Here is a 22,696-nt window from a genome sequence, read left to right on the forward strand (position 1 = left end):
ACAGTGGGTGGCGACGGCCGGGCCCGGTGCAGGGCTACGGGCAGGCCAGGCGGCCGATCTTAGCACCACGGTGCGCCCCTGGCGCAGACGCCAAGTGTGCGAAAGCAAGTTAGTATTGGCCTGTCGGCCCACCCGGGCGAGCTCTCGGATACCGTCCCATGGACCCCAAGTCCTTCGTTGACTCCGCAGTGCTGTTGCTAGTCGTCGCCTCGATCGCCGTGGCCGTGTTCCGGCACTTCGGCCTCGGTTCGGTCCTCGGCCTGCTGGTCACCGGCATCATCGTCGGCCCGCATACGGCGGGGCCTTTCGTCACCGCCAACGTCGAGGACGTGCGCCAGTTCACCGAACTCGGGGTGGTGCTGCTGTTGTTCCTGATCGGCCTGGAAATGAAGCCACGCCACCTCTGGGACCTACGGCGCACGCTCTTCGGCCTCGGTTCTCTGCAGATTCTGCTTTCCGCGCTGCTGATCGCCGGCTATTTCAGGCTCTTCGAGCATGGCTGGGGTACGGCCCTCTTGATTGGCAGCAGCTTTGCCCTCTCGTCCACCGCTTTCGTCGTGCAAATGCTTAGGGACCAGGGCGATATCGCCAGCCATCACGGACAGACCGCCTTCGCCGTGCTGCTGATGCAGGATCTGGCGGTGGTGCCGCTGCTGGCGCTGGTGCCTGTCCTCGCCGACGTCGGGCCCCTGCCCAAGGACATGCCCCTGTGGGAGCAGATTGGACTGGCCGCGGCGATGGTCGCGCTGGTCGTCGTCGGCGGTCGCTACCTGGTACCGCGCATCCTCGACCATCTGGCACGGCAGAACAATCGCGAGGCCTTTCTGCTCGCGGCCATGGGCGCCGTGTTCATTGCTGCCGGGGCGATGCACCACGCCGGCATGTCGATGGCCCTGGGCGCTTTCCTGATGGGAATGATGCTGTCCACCTCGCGCTACAGCCTGCAGATCGAGGCCGGCATGGAGCCGCACAAGGGGCTGCTGATGAGCCTCTTCTTCGTCGCTGTCGGCATGTCGCTGGACATCGGCGTCCTCGTCCAGCACCCCTTCGAGTTCGGCGGCCACGTACTGGCGATCATCGCCATCAAGGCTCTCGTTCTCTACCTCCTCTGTCTGGGCTTCGGAACCGGGCGCAGCATTGCCCTGAAGGTGTCCTTCCTGCTCGCCCAGGGCGGTGAGTTCGGCTTCGTTCTCTTCGGCGCCGCCAAGGCGCTGGGCATCATCGACGATCGCCTCTTCGTCATGGGCGCGGCGGTCATCTCGATCACCATGTTGCTCACCCCGATGCTGGTGAAGCTCGGCAACGCGCTCGCCGAACGCGCTTCCGAAGCCCCCGCCGCCGTGCACCAGAGCTTCCACTACGCCGGGCAAGGCGACGAACCGGCCGTGCGCGTGGTCATTGGCGGCTACGGCCGCGTCGGCCACACGGTCGGCACCATCCTGGCCAGTACCGGCATCTCCTACGTGGCCTTCGACACCGACGCCGCGCTGGTCGCCAAATGGCGCGCCGAGGGTCATCCGGTCTTCTACGGCGACCTCGGCGACCCGCAGTTGCTGATCGCCGCCTCGCTGCAAAACGTCGACCTGGTCGTGCTGACCATCGACAAGCGGCATACGGCGGTGCGTGCCGCGTCGCTGATTCGCTCCCAGCTGCCGCAAGTGAACATCGTCGCCCGTGCGCGCGACCTGTCCAGCTGCGAAGCCCTGCTGCGAGCCGGCGTCAGCAAGGCCTATCCGGAAACGCTCGAGGCAAGCCTGCGCCTGGCCGCCGAAACCCTGGAGTCGCTGGGTATCAGCAATGCCGAAACCGACCTGCTGTTGCGCGAAGTGCGCAGCGCCGACTACGCACTGGTGCGCTCCGGCCCCGAAGGTCGGCCGTCGGCAGCCCACCATGACCGGAAGTCCTGAGCGCGGCACGCCGCGCTGCGGGCCAGCGCCAAGGCCCAAAAGCAGGCTACCATTGAACCCCTCAGATCGCCTGCCCAAGCTGTCGCCGTCACCAAGGCCATGTCATCCGTGATCCCGATCCGTTACATCGAACCCGTCTACCGGCCACCCAGCGAAGCGCAGTCGCTGATCCTGCCGATCACCGACGGTTGTTCGTGGAATCGCTGCACCTTCTGCGAGATGTACACCGCGCCGCAGAAGCGCTTTCGTGCCCGCGACGAGGCCGAGGTGCTCGAAAGCATCGCGCGCACCGGCGAACGCTTCGGCAACGAAATCCGCCGCGTTTTCCTGGCCGACGGCGACGCCCTGGTCCTGCCGACGCGCCGCCTGCTCGCCGTCCTCGACGCCATCCGCCAGCACCTGCCCGCCGTGCGCCGTGTTTCGAGCTACTGCCTGCCGCGCAATCTGCGCCGCAAGTCGGTCGACGAACTGAGCGAACTGGCTGCCGCCGGCCTGTCGATCGCCTACGTCGGCGCCGAGTCCGGCGACGATGAAGTCCTCGCACGGGTCGGCAAGGGCGAGACCTTCGCTTCGACGCGGGCCGCGCTCGACAAGCTCGGCGCCGCCGGCATCACCCGCTCGGTGATGATTCTCAACGGCCTCGGCGGCCCGGCGCTGTCCTTGCGCCACGCTGAAAACTCGGCGCGCCTGGTCAACGCCACACAACCCGAATACCTGGCGACGCTGGTCGTCAGCTTCCCTCTTGGCGAAGAGCGCTTCCGCGCCGGTTTTCCCGACTGGCGAGCGCTGAGCCAACGCGAGTTGTTCGTCGAAATGGATGCCTTTCTCGACCAGCTGCAACTGACGCGCACGGTCTTTCGCAGTGATCACGCGTCGAACTGGCTGGTCCTCAAGGGCACGCTGGGGGCGGACAAGCAGCGCCTCCTGAAGCAGGTACGGCAGGCGATCGCCGATCCGCAAGGCGCGGCGCTGCGCCCGGACTGGGCGCGGGGGCTGTAAGTGGCCACCGACTACGCACGCTGCGCCGAACTGATCGCCCAGGCCGACGGCCTGCTGATCACTGCCGGCGCCGGCATCGGCGTCGATTCAGGACTGCCCGATTTTCGCGGCACGCAGGGCTTCTGGGGCGCTTACCCGGCGCTCGGTCGCGCACGCATCGCCTTCGAGCAGATCGCCAACCCGGCCGCCTTCGCACGCCACCCCCGCCTCGCCTGGGGCTTCTACGGGCATCGCCTCAAGCTCTACCGGCGGACCGTTCCCCACCCCGGCTTTGCCATCCTGCGCCGCATCGGCACAATGCTGCCGCAAGGCGCTTTCGTGTTCACCAGCAACGTCGACGGGCAATTCCAGAAAGCCGGTTTCGCCGACCATCGCATCAGCGAATGCCACGGGTCCATCCATCACCTGCAGTGCAGCGCCGACTGCACGGGTGATCCGGGCGACATCTGGCCCGCCGACGACTTCGACCCGGAGATCGACGAAAGCGAATGTCTGCTCACCGGCGAGTGGCCGCTCTGCCCCCGCTGCCGGAAAATCGCCCGCCCGAATATCCTCATGTTCGGCGACTGGGGATGGCTGGCGCAGCGCAGCGACGCCCAGGAAGGTCGCCTGCAAGCCTGGCTGCGCGGCGTCGAACGCCTGCTGGTCATCGAAGTCGGCGCGGGCACCCACATTCCCACCGTGCGTCGGCTCGGCGAGCGCCTCAAGGGGCATCTGATTCGCATCAACCCCGGCGAGCCGCAACTGCCCGAAGGAAAGGGAAGCACCGGCGTGGCGATCGCCGGCGGGGGACTGGAAGCCCTGCGCGCCATCGCTGCGCGTCTCGACCAGAAATAACGCACTCGCCCGTCGGCAGCAATCGCGCCAGGATCGCCTTGGCCCGCCGCAGGCCGGCGGCGACGGCCATCAATCACGCCGGAACGGCAGGTGCTCTGCCGCCTGGTCGCGATAGTCGGCCAGCGCCTGCCCCTGCTGCGCCAGATGACGGGCAAGCAAGGCGCGCATTTCCGGATCGGCAATCCAGTGTGCGGAATGTACGACGGTCGGCGTAAAGCCGCGCGACAGCTTGTGTTCGCCGCCGGCGCCGGGCTCGAAGCGCGCCAGTCCGTGCTCCAGACAATAGGCGATGCCCTGGTAGAAGCAGAGTTCGAAGTGCAGGCTGTGGTAGTGGCCGCTGCTCCCCCAGTAGCGCCCGTAGAGCGCTTCGTCGCTGCGAAAACAGATCGCCACGGCCACCGGCAGCCCGCGATCACGGGCGACGAAGACGACCATGCGGCGGCCCAGCGCGGTCGCCAGGTCGGCAAAACAGGCGGCCGAGAAAACGGCATGATTGTTGAATTTCTCGAAAGTGTCGGCGTAGAGGGCGTGCAGCAGAGGCCATTCGGCAGCATCGATCTGATCCCCGTGGCGCGTTTCTATTGCCAGGCCGCTCTCCTGCACCCGCCGCCTCTCGGCTTTCACCTTGCGCCGCTTGGCGGCGCTGAAGGTCGCCAGATAGCCGTCGAAATCGCCGCAGCCGGGGTTCAGCCAGTGGAACTGCACGTCGTGGCTGATCAACAGGCCCGCGTTGTGCAGCCGTTGCACCTCGTCGTCGTCGGGCAGGGCGACGTGCCATGAAGACAGTCCGGCGCTGGCGAGCAGCTTGCGCGCGCCATCGACCAGCGCCTGGCGAACGCTGGCCGCCTGCGGCCCGGCGGCGACGAGAAAGCGCGGCCCGGCCACCGGCGTGTGCGGCAGGCAGCTCATCAGCTTCGGGTAGTACTCCCGGCCGAGCTGCCGGTAAGCCGCCGCCCACGACCAGTCGTAGATGAAATCGCCATGTGAATGGGTCTTCACGTAGAGCGGCAGAAGACCGACGACGGCGCCGCTTTCGTCGCTCGCCAGCAGATGGCGGGCGGCCCATCCCCACGCACGCGCCGCAGCCCCGTGCTGCTCGATGATGGTCAGAAAATCGGCGTTCAGAAACGGATGCCCGGCCGGACAGAGGCGCGCCCACGCCGAGCGCGGAAGCGCACTCGCCGACGGCGCGACAGTGATCGAAATGCAGGACTGCAAAAGGTTCTCCCGGAGGATGGCGGTAGCTTGGCGGATGAAGCAGCAGCGTCAATGGTACGTCAGGCGTGCCCGTCGCGACCGTCACCCGGCGCTGGCTGGGCGCACGCCGGAAGTCGGGCACGACAAGACCCGGGAGGCCAGTGCAGAGCTGCCCTGGCCGCCACATCCGGCCAGGCATTCCCCAGCCACTGTCATTGCCGCGTCGGCTACGCCTCCTCGCAATGACGTGCAGGGCGCTCTGGCGCCGCATCTCCGACGCGACTTTCAGCACGCCGGACAGCCGCTTGAAACCCTGTCGGCGCTGGCATTCCTAGGTTCCGTACTGCGCCCACCACGGCGCTTGTCCTTTCCCTTGATAGGTGTGCAGCTTTGGTGCATCATCGCCCGCCAACGACGCCCTTCGGCGCAGGTGGTTGCGAAATGAACGTGAGCAGGCAAACGCATGGCGCCGACGCGCTGCGGGAATACCGGGCGATCTTCGACAACGCGGCGGTGGGAATCGTCTTCACCCGCGATCGGACCATCTATCGCTGCAATCGGCGCAGCGTCGAATTGCTCGGCTACCGTCCGGGGGAACTCGAAGGGCTGCCCGGCCGGGACATGTATCCGTCGCAGGAAAGCTACGAGGAAATCGGCCGACAGGCAGGTCCCCTGCTCGCGGCTGGCCTGGCTTTCGAGAGCGACTGGCAATACAAGCGCCGCGACGGGCAGCTCGTCTGGTTTCACGTCTACGGGCGCGCGGTCGATCCGCGGCGTACCGATCAGGGAACGGTCTGGATTCTCGAAGACGTCAGCGAAGCACGCCGTGTCCATGAAGCGCACAGGCAGGCGCTGGCTGAAATGCAGGCGATCATGGACAACGCCTCGGTGGCCATTCTTTTTACCCGCGAACGCAAACTCGCGCGCTACAACCCGAGATTTGCCGAGCTCTTCGGCTACCCTGGCGAGAGCGCCATCGGCCTGCCCGGCCGGGCGCTCTATCCCAGCGACGAGGACTATGCCGAAATCGGGCGCCTGGCGTCCCCGCTGCTCTCGCAGGGCAGGCCATTCCAGCACGAACAGTTCCTGCAACGGGCCGACGGCAGTCGATTCTGGGCCAACATGATCGCCTACCTGATCGATCCGGAGGATCCGGGCAAGGGAACGATCTGGCTGGTCGAAGACCGTAGCCAGTTCAAGCGCGCCGAGGAGGCGCTGCAAGAGAATCTGCTGCAGCTCAAGGAAAGCAACCGCCGTCTGGAAGACACGCAGAGCCAGCTGCTGCAAGCGGAAAAAATGGCCTCGATCGGCCAGCTGGCCGCCGGGGTGGCGCACGAGATCAACAATCCGGTCGGCTTTGTCAGCTCGAACATGCGCACGCTGGCCACCTACACCGACGGCCTGCTCAAGTTGATCGACGCCTACGCGGCGGTGACCGAGAAACTGCAACTGCCGGCCGACGCCGCCGCCACACTGCAGGCGCTGCGCACAGCGATCGATCTCGACTATCTGCGCGACGACCTCAAGGACCTCCTGCACGAATCGGACGATGGTCTGCAACGCGTTCGCCAGATCGTCCAGGACCTGAAGGATTTCTCGCACATCGATTCCGGCGAGTGGACAGCGGTCGACCTCAACGCGTGCATCAAGAGTACGCTGAACGTGGTCTGGAACGAGCTCAAATACAAGGCGAAAATCGATTTCGTTCCGGGTGACCTGCCGGAGGTGCGGTGCAATGCGCCGCAGGTCAATCAGGTGATCATGAACCTGCTGGTCAATGCCGCGCAGGCCATCGAAAGCAGCGGCACGATCAGCATCCGCAGCGGCCATGACGGAGCCATGGCCTGGTTCGAGATCGAAGACACCGGCAGCGGCATGAGCGAGCAGGTTCGCAAGCGCATTTTCGAACCGTTCTTCACCACCAAGGCGGTCGGAACGGGAACCGGCCTCGGACTTTCCGTTTCCTATGGCATCGTCAACAAGCACGGCGGGCGAATGGAGGTCTTCAGCACCCCGGGCGTCGGCACGCGCTTTCGTGTGTCACTGCCTATCGCCGGTCGTCCCGATAGCGAACCGGCAACGCTCGCATAGACCCGGCCGCGGGCGTGCCGGGAAGACGCCGCCGGCAGCAGCCGGCACTCAGTGACCTGCCGCCCCTTCGGCCATCAGTTCGCCGAGCACGTACGGCAGAATGCCGCCCGACCAGTAGTACTGAACCTCGATCGGGGTGTCTATGCGGCACAGCAGCGGGCGCTCCAGGCGCTCGCCATCGGCGCGAGTGATGCTCAGCGTAAGGTTCTGCATGGGCACCAGCTCCGGCCCCAGACCGAGGATTTCGAAGCTCTCGTCGCCGCGCAGCTGCAGTGCCGTCGCCGAGTCGTCGGCCATGAACTGCAAGGGCAGCACGCCCATGCCGACCAGATTGGCACGGTGGATACGCTCGAAGCTGCGCGCGATCACGGCGCGCACGCCAAGCAGCCGCGTTCCCTTGGCCGCCCAGTCGCGCGACGAGCCGGTGCCGTACTCTTCGCCGGCGACGACGATCGTCGGCGTGCCACGTTCGAGGTAGGCCATCGCGGCGTCAAAAACCGTCATCTGCTGGCCATCGAACAGGGTGTAGCCGCCTTCCGGTCGACGCCCTGCGGCGTCCGCCGGCAACATCAGGTTGCGAATGCGGACGTTGGCGAAGGTACCGCGCATCATGACTTCGTGGTGCCCGCGCCGTGCGCCATAGGAATTGAAGTCGGCACGCTCGACGCCCTGCTCCCTGAGCCAGGCGCCCGCCGGCGTCGCCTCGCCGAAGGAGCCGGCCGGCGAAATGTGATCGGTGGTCACCGAGTCGCCAAGCAGCAGCAGCGCGCGTGCGCCGGTGATATCGCCCGCTGGCAGGGCAGGCAATTCGAAGAACGGCGGGCGCGCGATGTAGCTCGACGACGGCCAGTCGTAGAGCGCGCCGCTGCGCGCCTCGATGGCCTTCCACAGATCCTGGTCGGCGCTGACGTCGGCGTAGCGGCGGCGGAAGGTCTCCGCATCGAGCGCAAAGGGGAGCAGCGAGTCGATTTCCTCCGACGTTGGCCAGACGTCGCGCAGAAAGACCGGCTGGCCGTCGGCACCGGCACCCAGCGCTTCGCTGTCGAGGTCAATATTGACCCGCCCGGCGATGGCGAAAGCCACGACCAGCGGCGGCGAAGCCAGGTAATTGGCGCGCAGGTTGGGGTGGATGCGCGCCTCGAAGTTGCGGTTGCCGGAAAGCACGGCTGCGGCAACCAGCCCGTTTTCGCTGATCGCCTTGTTGAACGCCGGATCGAGGTCGCCGGCATTGCCGATACAGGTCGTGCAACCGTAGCCGGCCAGCGCGAAGCCAAGTTCGGCGAGCGGCGCGAGCAGGCCTGCCTTCTCCAGGTAATCGGTAACCACGCGCGATCCGGGCGCCAGGGAAGTCTTGATGTGCGGCTGCACGTGCAGCCCGCGGGCCACCGCTTTCTGCGCCAGCAGGCCGGCAGCGATCATCACCACCGGGTTGCTGGTGTTGGTGCACGAGGTGATCGCCGCGATCAGCACGTCACCGTTGCCGAGAGCGACCCCAGCCCTTTCGGTCGGGTAGCGTTGCATCAGCGCCTCGGGCGGCCGGGCAAAGCCGTCTTCCGCTTCCGGTGCGCTGAACAGGGCATTGAACTTGCTCGCCATATCGGGCAGCGCGATACGGTCCTGCGGCCGCTTCGGGCCGGCCAGCGAGGGAACGATGCTGCACAGGTCGAGGCGCACGGTGCGCGAGTAGTCGATCTGGCCGGCACGGGGGATGCCGAACAGCCCCTGGGCGCGGAAATAGGCCTCGAACAACTCGCAGTCGGCTTCGCTGTGGCCGGTGGTGCGCAGGTAGTTGACCGTCTTCTGGTCGACCGGGAAAAATCCCATCGTCGCGCCGTACTCGGGCGCCATGTTGGCCAGCGTTGCGCGGTCGGTGACCGTCAAGCGTACTGGCGCCCTCGCCGAAATACTCGACGAAGGTGCCGACCACCTTCTGGCGGCGCAGCAGCTCGGTCACCGTCAGCACCAGGTCGGTTGCCGTCACCCCCTCGCGCAGGCGGCCGACGAGTTCGACACCGACCACGTCCGGGGTGAGAAAATAGACCGGCTGCCCGAGCATCGCCGCCTCGGCCTCGATGCCCCCGACGCCCCAGCCGACGACGCCGACGGCGTTGATCATCGTCGTGTGCGAGTCGGTACCGACCAGCGTGTCGGGAAAACACAGGTTGCCGCGCGCCGTCTCCTGCCGGCGCACGCCGGCAAAGAGGTGTTCGAGATTGACCTGGTGCACGATGCCGACGCCGGGAGGAATGACGCGGAAGGTGTTGAACGCCTGCATGCCCCATTTCATGAACTGGTAGCGCTCGTGGTTGCGCGCGAACTCCTGGCGCATGTTCTGCTCCAGCGCCTGTGGCGTACCGTAATGGTCAACCTGTACCGAATGGTCGACGACCAGATCGACCGGCACCAGGGGTTCGATGCTGCGCGGGTCGCGGCCGCTGGCCTGCGCCGCGTGGCGCATCGCCGCCAGGTCGCAGAGCAGCGGCACGCCGGTGAAGTCCTGCAGCACGACGCGCGCGACGACGAAGGGGATCTCCTCGCTGCGCGGCGCACGTGGCTGCCACTGGGCGAGCTCAAGGATGTTCCGCTCGCTGACCCGGTGACCATCGCAATGGCGCAGCAACGATTCCAGCACGATGCGCAGCGACACCGGCAGGCGAGCAATGTTGCCGACCTCGGCCGCGGCCAGCGCCGGCAGCGAGTAGAACAGCGCCTCGGGCTGAGCGGGCGGATTGAAACGGGAGAGCGTATTGAACGGCGAGTGCGACATGAAGGACCTCCGGACGGAATTGTGCGAGCTACGGGAAACAGGCAGATAGCTGGCAGTGCGACTCTTTCCCCGGTTGGACAATCCGCCAGCGCGGCCTGCGTCGCGGCAGCTGTGAGCGAGTTCTGACAGGCGACTGCCTAATAATAGACCCTAATCCTCCGCCACCACATTGTAGAGGAAACGGCGCGCCGCCCGGCACTGCCCCGGCCCCCGCCACCGACCCGCGCCTGCGCGCCGGACACGCTTTGTATACAATCGAGGCGTATCAACCTCGTGACGCTTCTTTCAAGCGCTCACCACCCTCACGCCAAGGAGACCCGAATGGCCGCAAAAATGATCCTCTTGCTGACCGGTGATTTCACCGAAGACTACGAAACGATGGTCCCTTTCCAGGCCTTGCAGATGGTCGGCCACACGGTGCACGCCGTCTGCCCGGGCAAGACCGGCGGCGAACAGGTGCGCACCGCCATCCACGATTTCGAAGGCGACCAGACGTACAGCGAAAAACCGGGACACCGCTTCACGCTCAACGCCGAGTTCGCGACGGTGAATGCCGAAGACTACGACGCGCTGGTCATTCCGGGTGGCCGTGCCCCGGAATACCTGCGTCTCGACCCGGCGGTGATCGCCATGGTGCAGCATTTCGCCAGCAGCGGAAAACCGATCGCCGCCATCTGCCACGGTGCGCAACTGCTGGCCGCCGCCGGTGTCCTGGGCGGACGCTCGTGCAGCGCCTATCCGGCCTGCGCACCAGAGGTGCGCGCGGCCGGTGGCAACTTCGCGGACATCCCGATCGATGAGGCGGTGGTCGATGGCAACCTGATCACCGCGCCCGCCTGGCCCGCACACGCCGACTGGCTGGCCAAGTTCCTCAAGGTCCTGGGAACGCGCATCGAGCCATGAGGCGCTGAGCAGCGGCGGGGGAGCGGCGGCTCACCACAGCTTGCGCGTATCGAGCCAGCTCACCCGCCCGGTGCGCCGCTTGACTTCGTGGTACATGTGCGCGGTTCCGCCGCGGCCGTCGCCGCCACCGCCGTTCCACAGGCAGATGAAACGCACCTTGTCGATCCCCCAGGCCAGGGCCGTATACAGCAGCCAGAGGTTGCAGCGCTCGTAAGCGTTCGCCGCTTCGCCGCGCACGTCTGTCGGCAGCGAACCGAGCTCCGCCGGCATGATGCGCGGCTCGTCGGCGAGCATGGCGGTCAGCGTGAAATAGCGCTGCCGCCAGTGCTCGCCGTTGCTCGCCGCCAGGACCGAGCGCTCGATGAACTCGGGCTCCTCGAAAGGCAGCATCGGTTGCAGGCGGACGCCGCGCGCCTGACACGCTTCCAGAAACAGCAGGTCGCCACCGCTGGCGGCCTGCGACAGCGCCAGATCACCGGCGCCCGCGCCGAGCTGGTCGAGCGCCTCGGCGATCCTCGCCGCCGCCAGCGCCTCCCTGTCGGCCGGAAAGCGCGGCGGTTCGCGGCCGGCAGCGTCGATCATGTGACCGCTGAAGAGCAGTACCTGGCGCGGCTCGAACGGCGGGCTGCTGCGCTCGATCTCGCGTTCGACGATGGCCAGCGCGGCAGCCGTCTCGGCTGGCCGGAAGTCGATGTCGCGCAGCAGGTACAGCGTCTGGCGACTCGAATCGAGCGCGAACCAGTCGCGGTTGGCCGCCGCCACCATGTTCGCGTATTCCTTGCCGACGCTGGCCAGCGGATTGACCAGCAAACAGAGTTCGGCGTAGCTGGCGCGCGCCCAGTAGTCCTTGCGGTCGCGCTCCTGGGCGGTCAGGCTGGACCACAGGACACCACCGATGAGGTTGTCGATCACCGTCTGGCTGGTCTCGCCGCCACAATGCCGGCGCAGCAGTTGCAGGGTCAGCGCGTTGATCCCCGAGTAGTGGTGCGCCGGGTCGGCGATGAAAGCCTGGTAGTAGGGTTCGATGGCCTCGCCGAGCGCCGCATTCTCGTGCCTGGCGGCGGCCTGCATCTGTGCTGGCGTGAGCCCCGGCTGGCGCCAGCGCGCCAGCCAGCTCTCCTTTTCGACGCGCCCGAGCAGGGCCCAGCATTCGGCATCGCGAGGATAGTCGCGGGTCAGCTGCCGCACCCACTCGCGCGCCTCCTCGAAGCGGCCCAGGCGACCCAGGCAGACCGCCTTTTTCTCCCGGCTGGCCTTGTCGTCGGCGTCGATGGCCAGCGCCAGGTCGAATTGCTCGAGTGCCAGCTGATACTGCTTGAGCTTGAGCAGGGCGTTGCCGGCAGTGCGTTTGGCTTCGCGGTGCAGGGCGCGGATCGGCGTCTCGTCGGCGAGCACGAGAATGTCGCCGGGACGGTTTTTCTGCCGCGCAATCTCCATTCGTCGATCCCAGCTGGCATGGGCGTCGGAAAACTCGTTGCGCTGCTCGAGCAGCAACTGCCGCCACTGCGGCTGTTCGAGATTGGGGATCAGCTGAAAGACCGGGCTCACCTTGCGCCGCGTCGAGCTGGCCATGCTGGCGCGCACCATCGCCGTCAACGCCGCACAGTCCGCCGCCAGAGTCGCCGGGTCGGGGGCGCCGTCCTTCAGCGTGTAGCGCAGCTTGCGATCGGTATAGATGTCGAAGGGCTGGCTGGGGCGCGGCCCCTGCACCAGCACGACGCCGCGCGCGCGCAGCGCGTGGCGGACGCCGAGCTCGTACCAGACATTCGGATTGTCGAGCGTCAGGTCGGCGACGACCAGGTCGGCAAGCAGCAGCTCCTGGAACATGTCGGCGCGGATGTCGCCGGGACGCTCCTCTTCGTCGGCCCGGAAGACCTCCATCCCGGCCGCCTCCAGCGCCGGCCGGATGTACTCGGCGTACACGCGATTGAAGTCGATCAGCTGCCCATCGTGCCCCGGCTTGCTGCCGAAAGGCATGGCGACAAAGGCGTGTGCTTTCATTCCCGTCTCCGAGCAAAGGCAAGCGACCGATACCGAGCGCTCGTGTAGTGCTGGTCACCATACCAAAGTCATGGCGAGGAGGCGGATCCGACGCGATTCGCCGTCAGCGGGCAACGACGCGAGCGCCGTCGCCATGCCCCTCGACATAGACCACCTGCCCCTTGCGCAGGCCCGCGACGCCGGGCTGGGTGACCGAAATCAGGATGCCGCTGCCGGTACGAACGACGATCTGCTGCCCGGGAACGGGCTGCGCATGGGTTTTCTCGACTTCGTTACCGGCGACCGCTCCGCCAACCGCTGCCAGCACCATCGCCACGTCGCGGCCGCTACCCGCACCGATCAGGCTGCCGACACTCAACCCGGCCAGACCGCCGACCACCGCGCCGACACCGGCGTGATGGGAGGTCGGCAACGGGACGTCGACGATCTGTTCGACCACGCCGGTACGAACCCCCATTTCCCCCGCCTGCTGGCCGACGCCCGCACAGGCGGCGAGGAAGCCAAGCAGGGCAAGGACCGACCGGCGGGACGGGAATCCGTGCACCAGGGCCATCGCCGGGGAACGGGCGCGGCTCGGCAGGCGTGCAGCCGCCGCAGAATCCACCGCTAGCGTTTCCGGGGCGCGCGCTGGCGCCGGGGGGGCGCGCCTGCCGCACCCGCCGCGCCCGCGCCTGCAAGCGGCGCTGCCCCCGCCGGTCGATCGTCGCGCCGGCATCCGCCAGGACTGACGCCCTCGCCGAGAGCGATCAGTCGCTCGGCGGCCAACCCCCAGCCGGGCGCGCCACGACTGACCTGGAGAACGTCGCAGAATCGCGACAGCAGGCAAAGGTGGGCAACCACCGAGTCGAGCTGCTTCGGCTTGAGGCTGAGATTGGCCAGCGTCTCGTCGTAGGCGCGCACCACCTCGGCGAACGCTTCCTCGCCGGCCTCGCCCGAGTGCAGAAATCCACCATCGAGCAGGCGCTCGACGAGCAGCGACTCGGGCTCGCGCATCGCGTCCCAGAAGTCGGCGCTGCGTGCGTACGCTTCGCGCGCCGCCGAGCGGCAGTAGGACGCCAGGTCGATCGCCTGCTGCCGGTCAGCATCCGGCGCTGCCAGCAGCGCCTCGATGGCCAGGCGGTTGAGCGCGTTGTACGCCCGGAAAGCGGCATCGCCCGGCCTTCCCTCGCCCTGCCGGTAGAAATCGGCACTCTCGCGCAACGCCTCGTCCATCTGCGCGAACGCCGCTGCGCCGGCCGCCTGCCCTTCCGCCGTCGTGCCACTGGCGGCGAGCCCTCGCCGCGCAAAGACGTTGGCCTTGCGCTTGGCGGCGCTGCCGCGCAGCGCACAGCGTTCGCCATTCACCGACGCGCCGGCCGACGCGCCGCCAGCCAGTGGCGAGAGCAGGGCGTCGAGACTGCGCAGACGTTCGAGCGCGCTGTCGATCAGCGTCAGCGCGGCGTCGTCCCCCTCGTCCCCCTCGGACTTTTCGTCCTTTTCTCCCAGGCGCGCCTCGATATTGGCCAACTGCTCGATATCGCGTACCGGCACCTGCCCGCTGCCGTCGTCGGACTGCAGTGCGTCGAGATAAGCGTCGCGCGCCTTGCCGAACTCGCCGAGGTCAGCCCACACGCTGGCCAGCGCCGACTGGACCGCCGGCAGCCGCAACCAGCCTGCCGGGCAGCGCTCGTTGAGCAGGGCGTCGATGCTGCTCAGTTGCGCGTCGAGCTCGTGCCGGGTCTGCCGCTCGCTGCCCCGCGACAGCGCTGCACGGCGACTGGAAAGCTCGTCGAGCAATTCTTCGGGCGAGGCAAAGTTCGCTGCCCTGCCGGCGCTGCGCTGCAGGCGCGGCTCGGCCAGCCAACCCGGCTCGCCGTAGGCCTGGTAAGCGCCCCAGGTAATGTCTTCGCGATTGGCCTGCCAGACCGCTTTCCGCGCTTCGAAGACCGCCTGCCCGAAGGGCAGTCCGTCGAGCAGCAGGTGCTCGTAGAACGCCTTGCCGAAGATCATCGCGCCCTTGTCATCAACCGCCCAGCCGGCGACGACCACGCAGCGCACGCCGATGTTGATCAACTCACGCGCGACGCTGGCCGCCAGCAGGTTGCCGTCTTGCACGGTGCGCTCGGCATCCTGAGGGTGGCCGCCCTCGCCGCCGCTGCCCGTATCCACCTTGCCCAGGTGGCAGCAGCTCAGGAAAACCAGTTCCGGCACACTTTCCATGGCCCGTATTTCAGCGGCCGTAATCAACAGACCATCGGAAAGGACGACCCCCGAGCGACGGCGGCCATCGACGTGCTGTTGGTCGAAGATGCCGTGCGCCGAAATATGCAGCAGCCGGTAAGGTTGCTGGTAGAGCCGGGTCAGGACGTCGGACGCGCGGCGGTCGCTGCCGATCTCGGCGACCACCTGGTAGGCCAGACCCTGCAGGATCGCCGCCACCTGGTAAGCCTCCTCCTCGGCGCCCGGCAGTGGTGGCGGGTCGGCCGCGTCGGGCCGCTGTGGATCCGGGAAAGCGGCGACGAAGCCCTCGACCGACGGATTGCCGACGACGAAGGCCTTGCGCTCGAGTCCCTGGCGCACCTGGCGGCGGAATTGCATGGCCGCGAGCTGCCGCACGACCGGGGTGCGCAGGGCCAGCGGCAGCCTTTCGCCGGCGCCGCGCTGATCGTCGGCGAACATCAACTCCCACGGCAGGTTGGCGGTGTAGTCGTCGACCACCAGGACGATGCATTCGAGCTGTCGCGCGGCGTCCTTGAAGTCGTGCGGCACCATCAACTGGAACAACACGCGACCGAAGTCCTCGCGCCACACCGGCGTCTGGATCTGCTGGCGCACGAGTTTCTCGACCAGGCCCGGCTGTCGCTGCAGAACCACCGACTCGGCGCGTGCGCGCTGGCCGACGTAGAGAAAGCGCAGGCGTTCGGCGATCGCCGTGCGCGGCCGCTGCGCGCGCGCCGACCCTCCCGCCGGACCGGCGTCGCCGGACGCGGGCAGGCTGGCGGGTAGCCCCCCCTGCTCGTGACGATCGGCGTCGGTGACGATCAGCCGCGGCCAGTAACTCGGGTTGCCGCTGTCGAACAGGCGTCGGCGCAGCCCTTCGCCCTGTTCGAGTTGCGGCCGACAGACGAGCGCCACATCGTAGCGCCGGGTCAGCTCGACGAGGCGCTCGGGCATTCGCCGCAACGCGTAAACGGCGGTGATCGCCGTGTCCTGATAGAGCTCGACGATGTCGAGGCGGGTGACGCGAATGGCGAGCCGCGTCGTCTCGTAAAAGCGCGCATTGGCCTCCATGACGCCGCGCAGCAACGCCTCGACCGACGCCGCCACCGACAGGTTGGCAGACGAGTTGTAGCCGAGCAGCAGCGCAGCCAGCGGCAGTTCGCGTTCGTCCTTGCCGAGCACGTCGATCACCTGCAGCAGATAGCGCAGGACGCCGGCACGCACCGCCTCGGTCAGATCGCCAACGCTGAGGTTGCCATCGTAGGCACCGAGGCCGGTGACGATCGCCCCGGTGAGGCTGCCACGGTGGCGTTCCTGCTCGTTGGGAACGCGCAGGACGACGCTCGCCGCGCCGCGCGGGCCGGCGTACAGACCCAGGTTGTAGCGCTGGGTGAGCTCGCCGTCGAGCAGTTCGCGGTCGATCAGCGCCTCGGCGCCGGCGATCGGGTCCTGCTCGTAGTGGCCGAGCAGAACCGGTTGGGTCAGGAAACGCAGGTCCATGGCCTTGACGGCGACCTCCAGGCGACGTTTCGGTCGCGCCGCGACGCAACTGCGTGGCGAACCGCCAAGCAGACCGCGCGCCACCGCCTCGCCGCCGTCGAGCGTTGGCGGTCCCGCGTCGTAGACCACCGGCAGCGGCTTTTCCTCGCCGCGCACCGCCGGCGGGCTGCTCAGCAGGCCGCTGGTCACGCCGTTGCTGAGCAGCTCGCCGAGGGCGGGGAAATACTCGCGCGTCGACGGCAGGTCGCCATGCTTGGCGGGCAGGTAGTAGTAGCTGCCGACGTTGTCGATACGTCCCGAAGCCCAGCTGACCGTGCCGTCCCCCTGGCTGGTGCCGACCATTTTCAGGCGCCCATTGACCTCGCGTATTCCGCACGGCGTATTGCGCGCGACGCCAAAGACATAGACGGCCTTTCTGGCGTAGGCCTCGGGCAGCGCCGGCGTCGCCTTGCCGTCCTGTGCCCACAGCCAGTTCGCCGCGTCGAGCTGCTGCTGGTCCGGCGTCGCCGAATTGCCGTTGCCGAACCACAGGTCGAAGACCTTCTTGCGGTAGTCGATCCAGGTTTTCGCCAGCCAGAAATCCTGCCTGTCGTCACCGCCGTCTGGCTGCCCCTGGAAGATATCGACGAAACCCGGCTTGGGAAGCAGCTGCAGGGCGCCGCGGAATCCGGCGACGATCTGCAGCACCTGGCGCATGTCGTGCCGAAGATCGAGGCGCACCAGCGAGCGCAGCGTATCACCCTTGCCGAGCAGGTTCTCGACCATCGAGTAGGCCCCCTGATTGGGCGTCCCGAGCATCACCAGGCGCGCGCCGTCGCGCGCCATCAGCGCGTCGATCACCGCGCGGCGCTTGTGGATGCTGGCGCGCACTACCAGGCCGCCCATGCTGTGCGCGAGCAGGCGCACCGGCTGCGTCGTTTCGCGCAGCAGGCGGTCGAGGAATTCGGCAAAGCGTTCGGCGAGCACATCCAGCGGCTGCCGCCAGTCGTAGGCGAAGCGCTCGACACGATGGCTGGTCGACAGATACTCGCAGATGTCGCCGTAGAACATCTCGAAGAGCTTCTCGGCCTCGACGCCCGACTGCTCCCAGGCAATCTTGCTCAGGCCACCCGCGGCAATGTCCAGCGGGTCGAACCAGACGCGGTCCGTGCCATTCACCGCGAGGTGCGAACCCATCACCCCGGGCAGCACGACGACCACCGGCAGGTCGGCACGGCGCACCTGCGGCGCGCGCGACACGGCGCCCACGCTCGCTTCGCCGTCCACGAACGGACCCGGCAAGGCCTGGAAAGCGGTCAGCGGCAGGACCTCGTCGGCGACCAGCCAGTCGCGCAGCGCAAGGCGGGTATCGATGTTCGTGAAGTAGCGGAAATGCGAGACTTCGGCGCCGCGGTCGAACAGCGCACGGGCCCGCGCCTGCGGCGCGATGCCGGCGAACATCGAGTCGCTATCGACGACCAGGTCGTTGTCGACGTTGTCGAAAAACAGATAGTCGGTGAGCAGGACGCCGAGGCGCTTGAGCAGATTGCCGCCTTCGATGTCGCCGGCTATCACCGCCATCTCGATGCCCGCGCGCACCGGTGCGTCGCGCAGCAGGCGGGCCATCGGCGAGTCCGGCAACATCGCTTCGATGCCGGGCACCAGATGCGCATTGGTGCGCTTGTGCGCGATTTCCAGAACCACGCGCTTGAAAGCCGAATAGAACGGGTTGCCGAAGAAGAACGGCACCTGCCCGATCAGCGTCAGCATCCCGGAAAGGAAGAGGTCCAGGTTGCCGCTCGCCAGCCGCGTCCCCTGCGCCGGACTGGCGACGCGTACGTAGCGCTGCACGCGCAACTGCCTGGCCGCCAGCGCGCTGGCCAGCTGGCGCAACTGCTCACGCTGCTCGGCGTGCGCCGAGTCGACTTCGCGGCGCAGGCCTTGCGCTTCGGCTTCGCTCTCGCAGGCGTCGCCGGTACCCGGCAGATCGGCCTTGTATTGCTCGATCAGCCGGTCGAAGTCGTGCACGCAGAGCAGATCGGCAACCAGGCCGCCGCGCGAGTGCGAGACCAGGCTGAGCTGAAGGCCGTCGGGCAGCGCCGCGAGCAGCTCGAGGGCGTTTTCGATCGGGCTCTCGGAGAGCGTGCGGTGCTCGTAAGCGTAGATGCCGCCGCTGAAGTGGCGCTGCAGGACGCTCCACAGATCACGCTCGTCGACCTGCAGGTCGCCAAAACTGCCGAGCGTGTTCGACCCGGTGCCATGCACGAAAAGCAGGACCGGCCGTTTCTCCGCCGCCGCCCGCTGCAGCTCGCTCCGCGCGCGCGCCAGCGCCTTGCTGTCCTGCGCCTCGGCGGCGCGACGCCCGCCGTCCCAGCAGTAAACGCCGGTCGGCCGACCGAGCCGCGCCTCGATCGCCCACATCAGCGCCCGCGTTCCCAGCCCGCTGACGCCCAGTTCGGCGACGTCGCCAGCACCCTTGCGCAGCTCGCCGAGCTTGTCCCTGGCGGCGTCGATGATTTCGTCGCTGGCGCGCCCCACCGCCAGCGCAAAGACCTTGCTGACCAGGCCGCCGATGGCGTCGCCGAGCAAGCCGCGCGTCGCCGCCCCGTCGCTGCGCAGGCGATCGAAGAGAATCTCGCCGTCGCTGCCGATCAGCTCGGGCCGGCTGCGCAGCAGCGAGGCCTTGAGCTTGCTCGCCGAAGTGATCAGTACGCCGCCGTCGGCGAGTTCGATGACCAGCACCTCGTCGTCCTGCGCCGCGTACTGCTGGGCGCTGGCGCCGGCACCGCGCACCGCGGCGCCGACCTCGAAGCTGGCGCGCGCCTGCAGGTAAGCGGCGGGCAGGAAAGGATCCTCGGCCTCGCCTGCCGAACGACGGACGCTCTGCAGCAACGCCGGCAATTGCGGCTGGTCGCTCTGGCGACCAGTGAAGTTGAGAGTAGTGGGATCAGCCATCATCGCCTCCATCGAGTTCGTGCCACGCCCGGTGCCGCGGCGTCGTGCCGTGAGAGTCGCCACCGCGCCGCCATCCCTCGCCGCCGCTCACGGCAGGCTGGCGGCCGCCGGCGACGGCCCTGCCGTCAGGTGAAAATCTGGCGTTTGCGGGCGTCGTCGCTGCCAAAGATCTGCGGGCTCTGCGGATACGACGCCGACGGCAGGAAACCCGGAGTGATCGCCGCATGCCACTGCGCGTAGGTGGCATTGGCCGGCAGCAGTTTGAGCGTTTTCAGCGCGTAATAGGTGAACGCCCCGCAGGGACGGCCGCTGATGCGCGCGTCGTAGCTGAAGTTGTTCGGTCCTTCCTTGCAGCCGGCGAGCAGCAGATCGCCCATCATTCGCGACAGCGCGCCGGCGAAGGGCGAGCCGCCCGAGGTCACCGGCACGGTCGTCAGCGGCTGGCCGCTGATCCCGTGCGGCAGCTTGTCGGCCGCCAGCCAGTTGCCCATCGGCATGAAACGTGGGCGCAGCGCGTCGTCGGCGTCGGGATCGGCGGCCGCAGCGCGGGTGACGGTACCCGAGTGACAGCTGTCGGAAATCAGCAGCAAGCGCACGCCCGCCTTGCGCGCCGAGAACAGGGTGTTGATCTCGTCGTCGATCAGCGGCCCGCCACCGGTCTGAATGTCGTAGGGGCAGAGCGCCTCGTCGAGACCGTCGATCTCGTCGCCGTTGGTGTCCGGCACGTAGGTCCCGTGGCCGGAATAAGTGATCACCAGCACGTCGCCGCTGACGCCACCGGCGATCAGCGCTTGAATGTCGTGGACCATGGCCGCCTTGGTCGCCTGCTGGTCAAGCAGCTTGCTCACCGCAAAGCCGCGCCCGGCCAGTTCGGCAGCCCAGTCGTTGGCGTCGTTCACGCAACCATTCAGATCCATGTGCGTACCGGGGTAGTTGTTGATCCCCATACAAAGCGCGCGCTTGCTCATGACTGCCTCCTGTCGATTGATCGTTGCTGATTGATGGCGAACTGTGAACTGTGAACTGCGAACTGCGAACTGCGGCCCTCAGTCTAGCAAGCGCGAAGGCAATAACAAACCTCGCCATCGCGCCGCCGCCATCCTGCGGGCGACCCTTCCGCCGTCGCCGCCGAGGCGCCGATCGAGCCGGCGCCCCCGCTGCTCTCCAGGACCCCGTTCCCCGCTGCCGCCGAGCCTGGTCTATGCTGTGCATGGCCGGAACCTTCCCGGCCGGCATTCGTCGAGGAGGAAACACTTGAAGAGAAGACACCTGCTTGCCGGTTTCGCGCTGTGCGGTGCGGCCGTGCCCGTACTGGCACAAGCGTCGCGGGACCCGGTCAACTCGCGCGGCCCGGCGCTGCTCACCGTGAGCGGCCATATCGCTGCCGGCAACCGGGGGCCTCTTGACCCTGCGCTGGATCAGCTGATGAAGAAACAGGGCGTCGAATTCACGCGCGCCTACAGCTTCGACTTTGCCGCGCTGAGCGCGCTGCCAGCAACGGCCATCGCTCCCACCCTTGAATACGACAATCGCCAGCATCGGCTCACGGGCCCCTTGCTGAGCAGGGTACTTCGCGCGGCCGGTGCGCAGACGAACGAAACGACCCGGCTGCTCCTGCGCGCGATCGACGGCTATACCGCGCTCGTGCCGCTTGCCGAGGTCGACCGCTTCCGCTTCATTGTCGCCACCCATCTCGATGGACAGCCCATCCCCCTCGGCGGGCTCGGGCCGCTGTGGGCTGTGTACGAGCCCGACGCCTTTCCGGAAATGGCGTCGAAACCCGCCAGCGAGCGCTTTGCGCTCTGCCCCTGGGGCCTGTACCACGTCGAGGTTCAGTAGACGGGAATCGACCCCGGGCAAGGCGTGGCGCGCCAGTGGTCAGACAATGGAACTGGATTGCCGCGTCGGCTTCGCCTCCTCGCAATGACGGCGGCTGGGGACGGGTTGCCCGGAATTGGCGGCGAGGGCAGCGAGGGCAGCGAGGGCAGCAGAATCGAGCCGGCGAAATCCAGCCACCGCGCGGGTTTCATGCTGCGCTCAGGGGCGCTGCGCCGCCTGGCGCGCAGCGCCCAAGTTTGACCACACTTGCCGGGAACGGGGATACTCTCACCATATAACAGGAAATTTCCTATCCTTCAGTGGGAGCGGCACGCTGCCGGGCGCCACTGAAACAGGCCGACGAACGCTGCTCCGAAGCACCTCGACCGGCGCTTGCGGCACTCTCCAGGAGGACTCCGATGAACACCGAGCAACAGCCGAGTATCGGTCTGGCCTTGTCCGGCGGCGGGTTCCGGGCGACGCTTTTCGGTCTGGGCAGCCTCTGGCGGCTCAACGAGGGCGGGCTGCTGCGCCGCCTGACGCGCATTACCAGCGTTTCCGGCGGCTCGATTCTGGCCGGCGTGCTGGCCCACCGCTGGCGGCAGCTCAACTTCGTCGACGGTCAGGCGAGCAACTTCGAGGAAGTCGTCGCACAACCGGTGCGCGAGTTCTGCAATCAGACCATCGACGTGCGCACCGCCCTGCTCGGCCACCTGACGCCGTTCGTGACTTCCGGCGACTTTCTCGCCCGGCGCTACGCCAGCGACCTGTTCGGCGAAACCCTGCTGCGCCAGATCGCCACGCCCGCGGACGATCACGCGCCGCGCTTCATCTTCTACGCCACGAACATGCAGACCGGGCGCAGCTTCCGTTTCCGTCAGGACTACATCGCCGACTACGTCCTGGGCATTTCGTACACCTCCGACGTCCCTCTCGCCGAGGCGGTCGCCGCGTCCAGCGCTTTCCCGCCGATTTTCTCGCCGCTGGTACTGAAGACCGAACCCGACGCCTGGGAGAGGCCCCAGCGCGAGCTGGCGAACCTCTACAGCCTGCGCCGCCGGATCGTCCTCGCCGACGGCGGCATCTACGACAACATGGGTCTCGAAGCCCTGCTCGACAACGTCGATATCGTTCTCGTCAGCGACGCCGGAGCACCCTTCGCGATCGACGAATCGCCGTTCGAGGACGACCTCCTGCAGCTCGGCCGGGTACGCGACATCCTCATCGACCAGACCCGCGCGCTGCGCAAGCGCGCGCTGATCGGCGATTTCGAGAGCGGGCGTCGGCAAGGCGCGTACTGGGGAATCGGCACGGCGATCGACGACTACGAGGATGACGACCCACTGACCAGCGACAACGCGGTCAGCGCCGCGCTGCAGGACATCCCGACCCGCCTCAAGGCGTTCACCGCGCAGGAGCAGGGGCAATTGATCAACTGGGGCTACGCGCTGGCCGACAGTGCCCTGCGCACGCGCACCGACCTGCCGCTCGGCGCGCCGCAGGGCTGGCCGGTCGGCGCCTGGCCGCTCTGCTGAGGAAGCGA

Annotated in this window: 12 protein-coding genes and 1 pseudogene; 7 read left to right on the forward strand and 6 right to left on the reverse strand. The window is 67.5% G+C overall.

Annotated elements, in window-relative coordinates:
• The first annotated feature begins 158 nt into the window (after positions 1-158).
• The 3 genes from QZ613_RS09730 (at position 159) to QZ613_RS09740 (ending at position 3,743) form a co-directional block, all read left to right on the forward strand.
• A complete protein-coding gene (locus tag QZ613_RS09730) occupies positions 159-1,907 on the forward strand; it encodes a cation:proton antiporter (protein ID WP_291862371.1) in 1,749 nt (582 codons plus the stop codon).
• Between the two features lie 99 nt (positions 1,908-2,006).
• Positions 2,007-2,906 carry a radical SAM protein gene (locus QZ613_RS09735; protein WP_043570731.1) on the forward strand — a complete coding sequence of 300 codons (900 nt, stop codon included), beginning with the start codon at positions 2,007-2,009 and terminating at the stop codon, positions 2,904-2,906.
• The gene (locus tag QZ613_RS09740) at positions 2,907-3,743 is read left to right on the forward strand and encodes a Sir2 family NAD-dependent protein deacetylase (RefSeq protein ID WP_043570735.1); all 837 of its coding nucleotides are present in this window, start codon (positions 2,907-2,909) and stop codon (positions 3,741-3,743) included.
• Positions 3,744-3,812: 69 nt separating this feature from the next.
• Here QZ613_RS09740 and QZ613_RS09745 read toward each other — a convergent pair whose 3' ends face one another.
• A complete protein-coding gene (locus tag QZ613_RS09745) occupies positions 3,813-4,961 on the reverse strand; it encodes a GNAT family N-acetyltransferase (protein ID WP_291862364.1) in 1,149 nt (382 codons plus the stop codon).
• A gap of 420 nt (positions 4,962-5,381) precedes the next feature.
• Between QZ613_RS09745 and QZ613_RS09750 the strand changes: the two genes are divergently transcribed.
• Entirely contained in the window at positions 5,382-7,031 is a 1,650-nt protein-coding gene (locus QZ613_RS09750; RefSeq protein WP_291862361.1) for an ATP-binding protein, read from the forward strand.
• Positions 7,032-7,079: 48 nt separating this feature from the next.
• On the opposite strand, the pseudogene acnA reads toward QZ613_RS09750, so the two are convergent.
• Positions 7,080-9,798, reverse strand: a pseudogene (acnA, locus tag QZ613_RS09755) (aconitate hydratase AcnA).
• A gap of 321 nt (positions 9,799-10,119) precedes the next feature.
• On the opposite strand from acnA, the gene QZ613_RS09760 reads away from it, so the two are divergent.
• The gene (locus QZ613_RS09760; RefSeq protein ID WP_043570742.1) at positions 10,120-10,701 is read left to right on the forward strand and encodes a DJ-1/PfpI family protein; all 582 of its coding nucleotides are present in this window, start codon (positions 10,120-10,122) and stop codon (positions 10,699-10,701) included.
• A 30-nt stretch (positions 10,702-10,731) separates the two neighbouring features.
• On the opposite strand, the gene QZ613_RS09765 is transcribed toward QZ613_RS09760, so the two are convergent.
• The 4 genes from QZ613_RS09765 to QZ613_RS09780 all read right to left on the reverse strand — a co-directional run bounded on the left by QZ613_RS09765 (position 10,732) and on the right by QZ613_RS09780 (position 20,303).
• Positions 10,732-12,702: a TRAFs-binding domain-containing protein gene (locus QZ613_RS09765; RefSeq protein WP_291982170.1), complete on the reverse strand. Its 1,971-nt coding sequence runs from the start codon at positions 12,700-12,702 to the stop codon at positions 10,732-10,734.
• Positions 12,703-12,805: 103 nt separating this feature from the next.
• Entirely contained in the window at positions 12,806-13,306 is a 501-nt protein-coding gene (locus QZ613_RS09770; protein WP_291901467.1) for a glycine zipper 2TM domain-containing protein, read from the reverse strand.
• A 2-nt stretch (positions 13,307-13,308) separates the two neighbouring features.
• Complete coding sequence (locus QZ613_RS09775; RefSeq protein ID WP_291901470.1) at positions 13,309-19,335, reverse strand: CHAT domain-containing protein; 6,027 nt, start codon at positions 19,333-19,335, stop codon at positions 13,309-13,311.
• A gap of 125 nt (positions 19,336-19,460) precedes the next feature.
• Positions 19,461-20,303 carry a caspase family protein gene (locus tag QZ613_RS09780; RefSeq protein ID WP_043570140.1) on the reverse strand — a complete coding sequence of 281 codons (843 nt, stop codon included), beginning with the start codon at positions 20,301-20,303 and terminating at the stop codon, positions 19,461-19,463.
• 319 nt (positions 20,304-20,622) lie between these two features.
• Between QZ613_RS09780 and QZ613_RS09785 the strand changes: the two genes are divergently transcribed.
• Positions 20,623-21,174: a molybdopterin-dependent oxidoreductase gene (locus QZ613_RS09785; protein WP_291862382.1), complete on the forward strand. Its 552-nt coding sequence runs from the start codon at positions 20,623-20,625 to the stop codon at positions 21,172-21,174.
• 398 nt (positions 21,175-21,572) lie between these two features.
• Positions 21,573-22,688, forward strand: coding sequence for a patatin-like phospholipase family protein (locus QZ613_RS09790; RefSeq protein WP_291982172.1), 1,116 nt, complete (start codon positions 21,573-21,575; stop codon positions 22,686-22,688).
• Positions 22,689-22,696: the final 8 nt, after the last annotated feature.

Source organism: Candidatus Accumulibacter sp. ACC005, from assembly GCF_907163215.1.
Classification (GTDB): Bacteria; Pseudomonadota; Gammaproteobacteria; order Burkholderiales; family Rhodocyclaceae; genus Accumulibacter; species Accumulibacter regalis.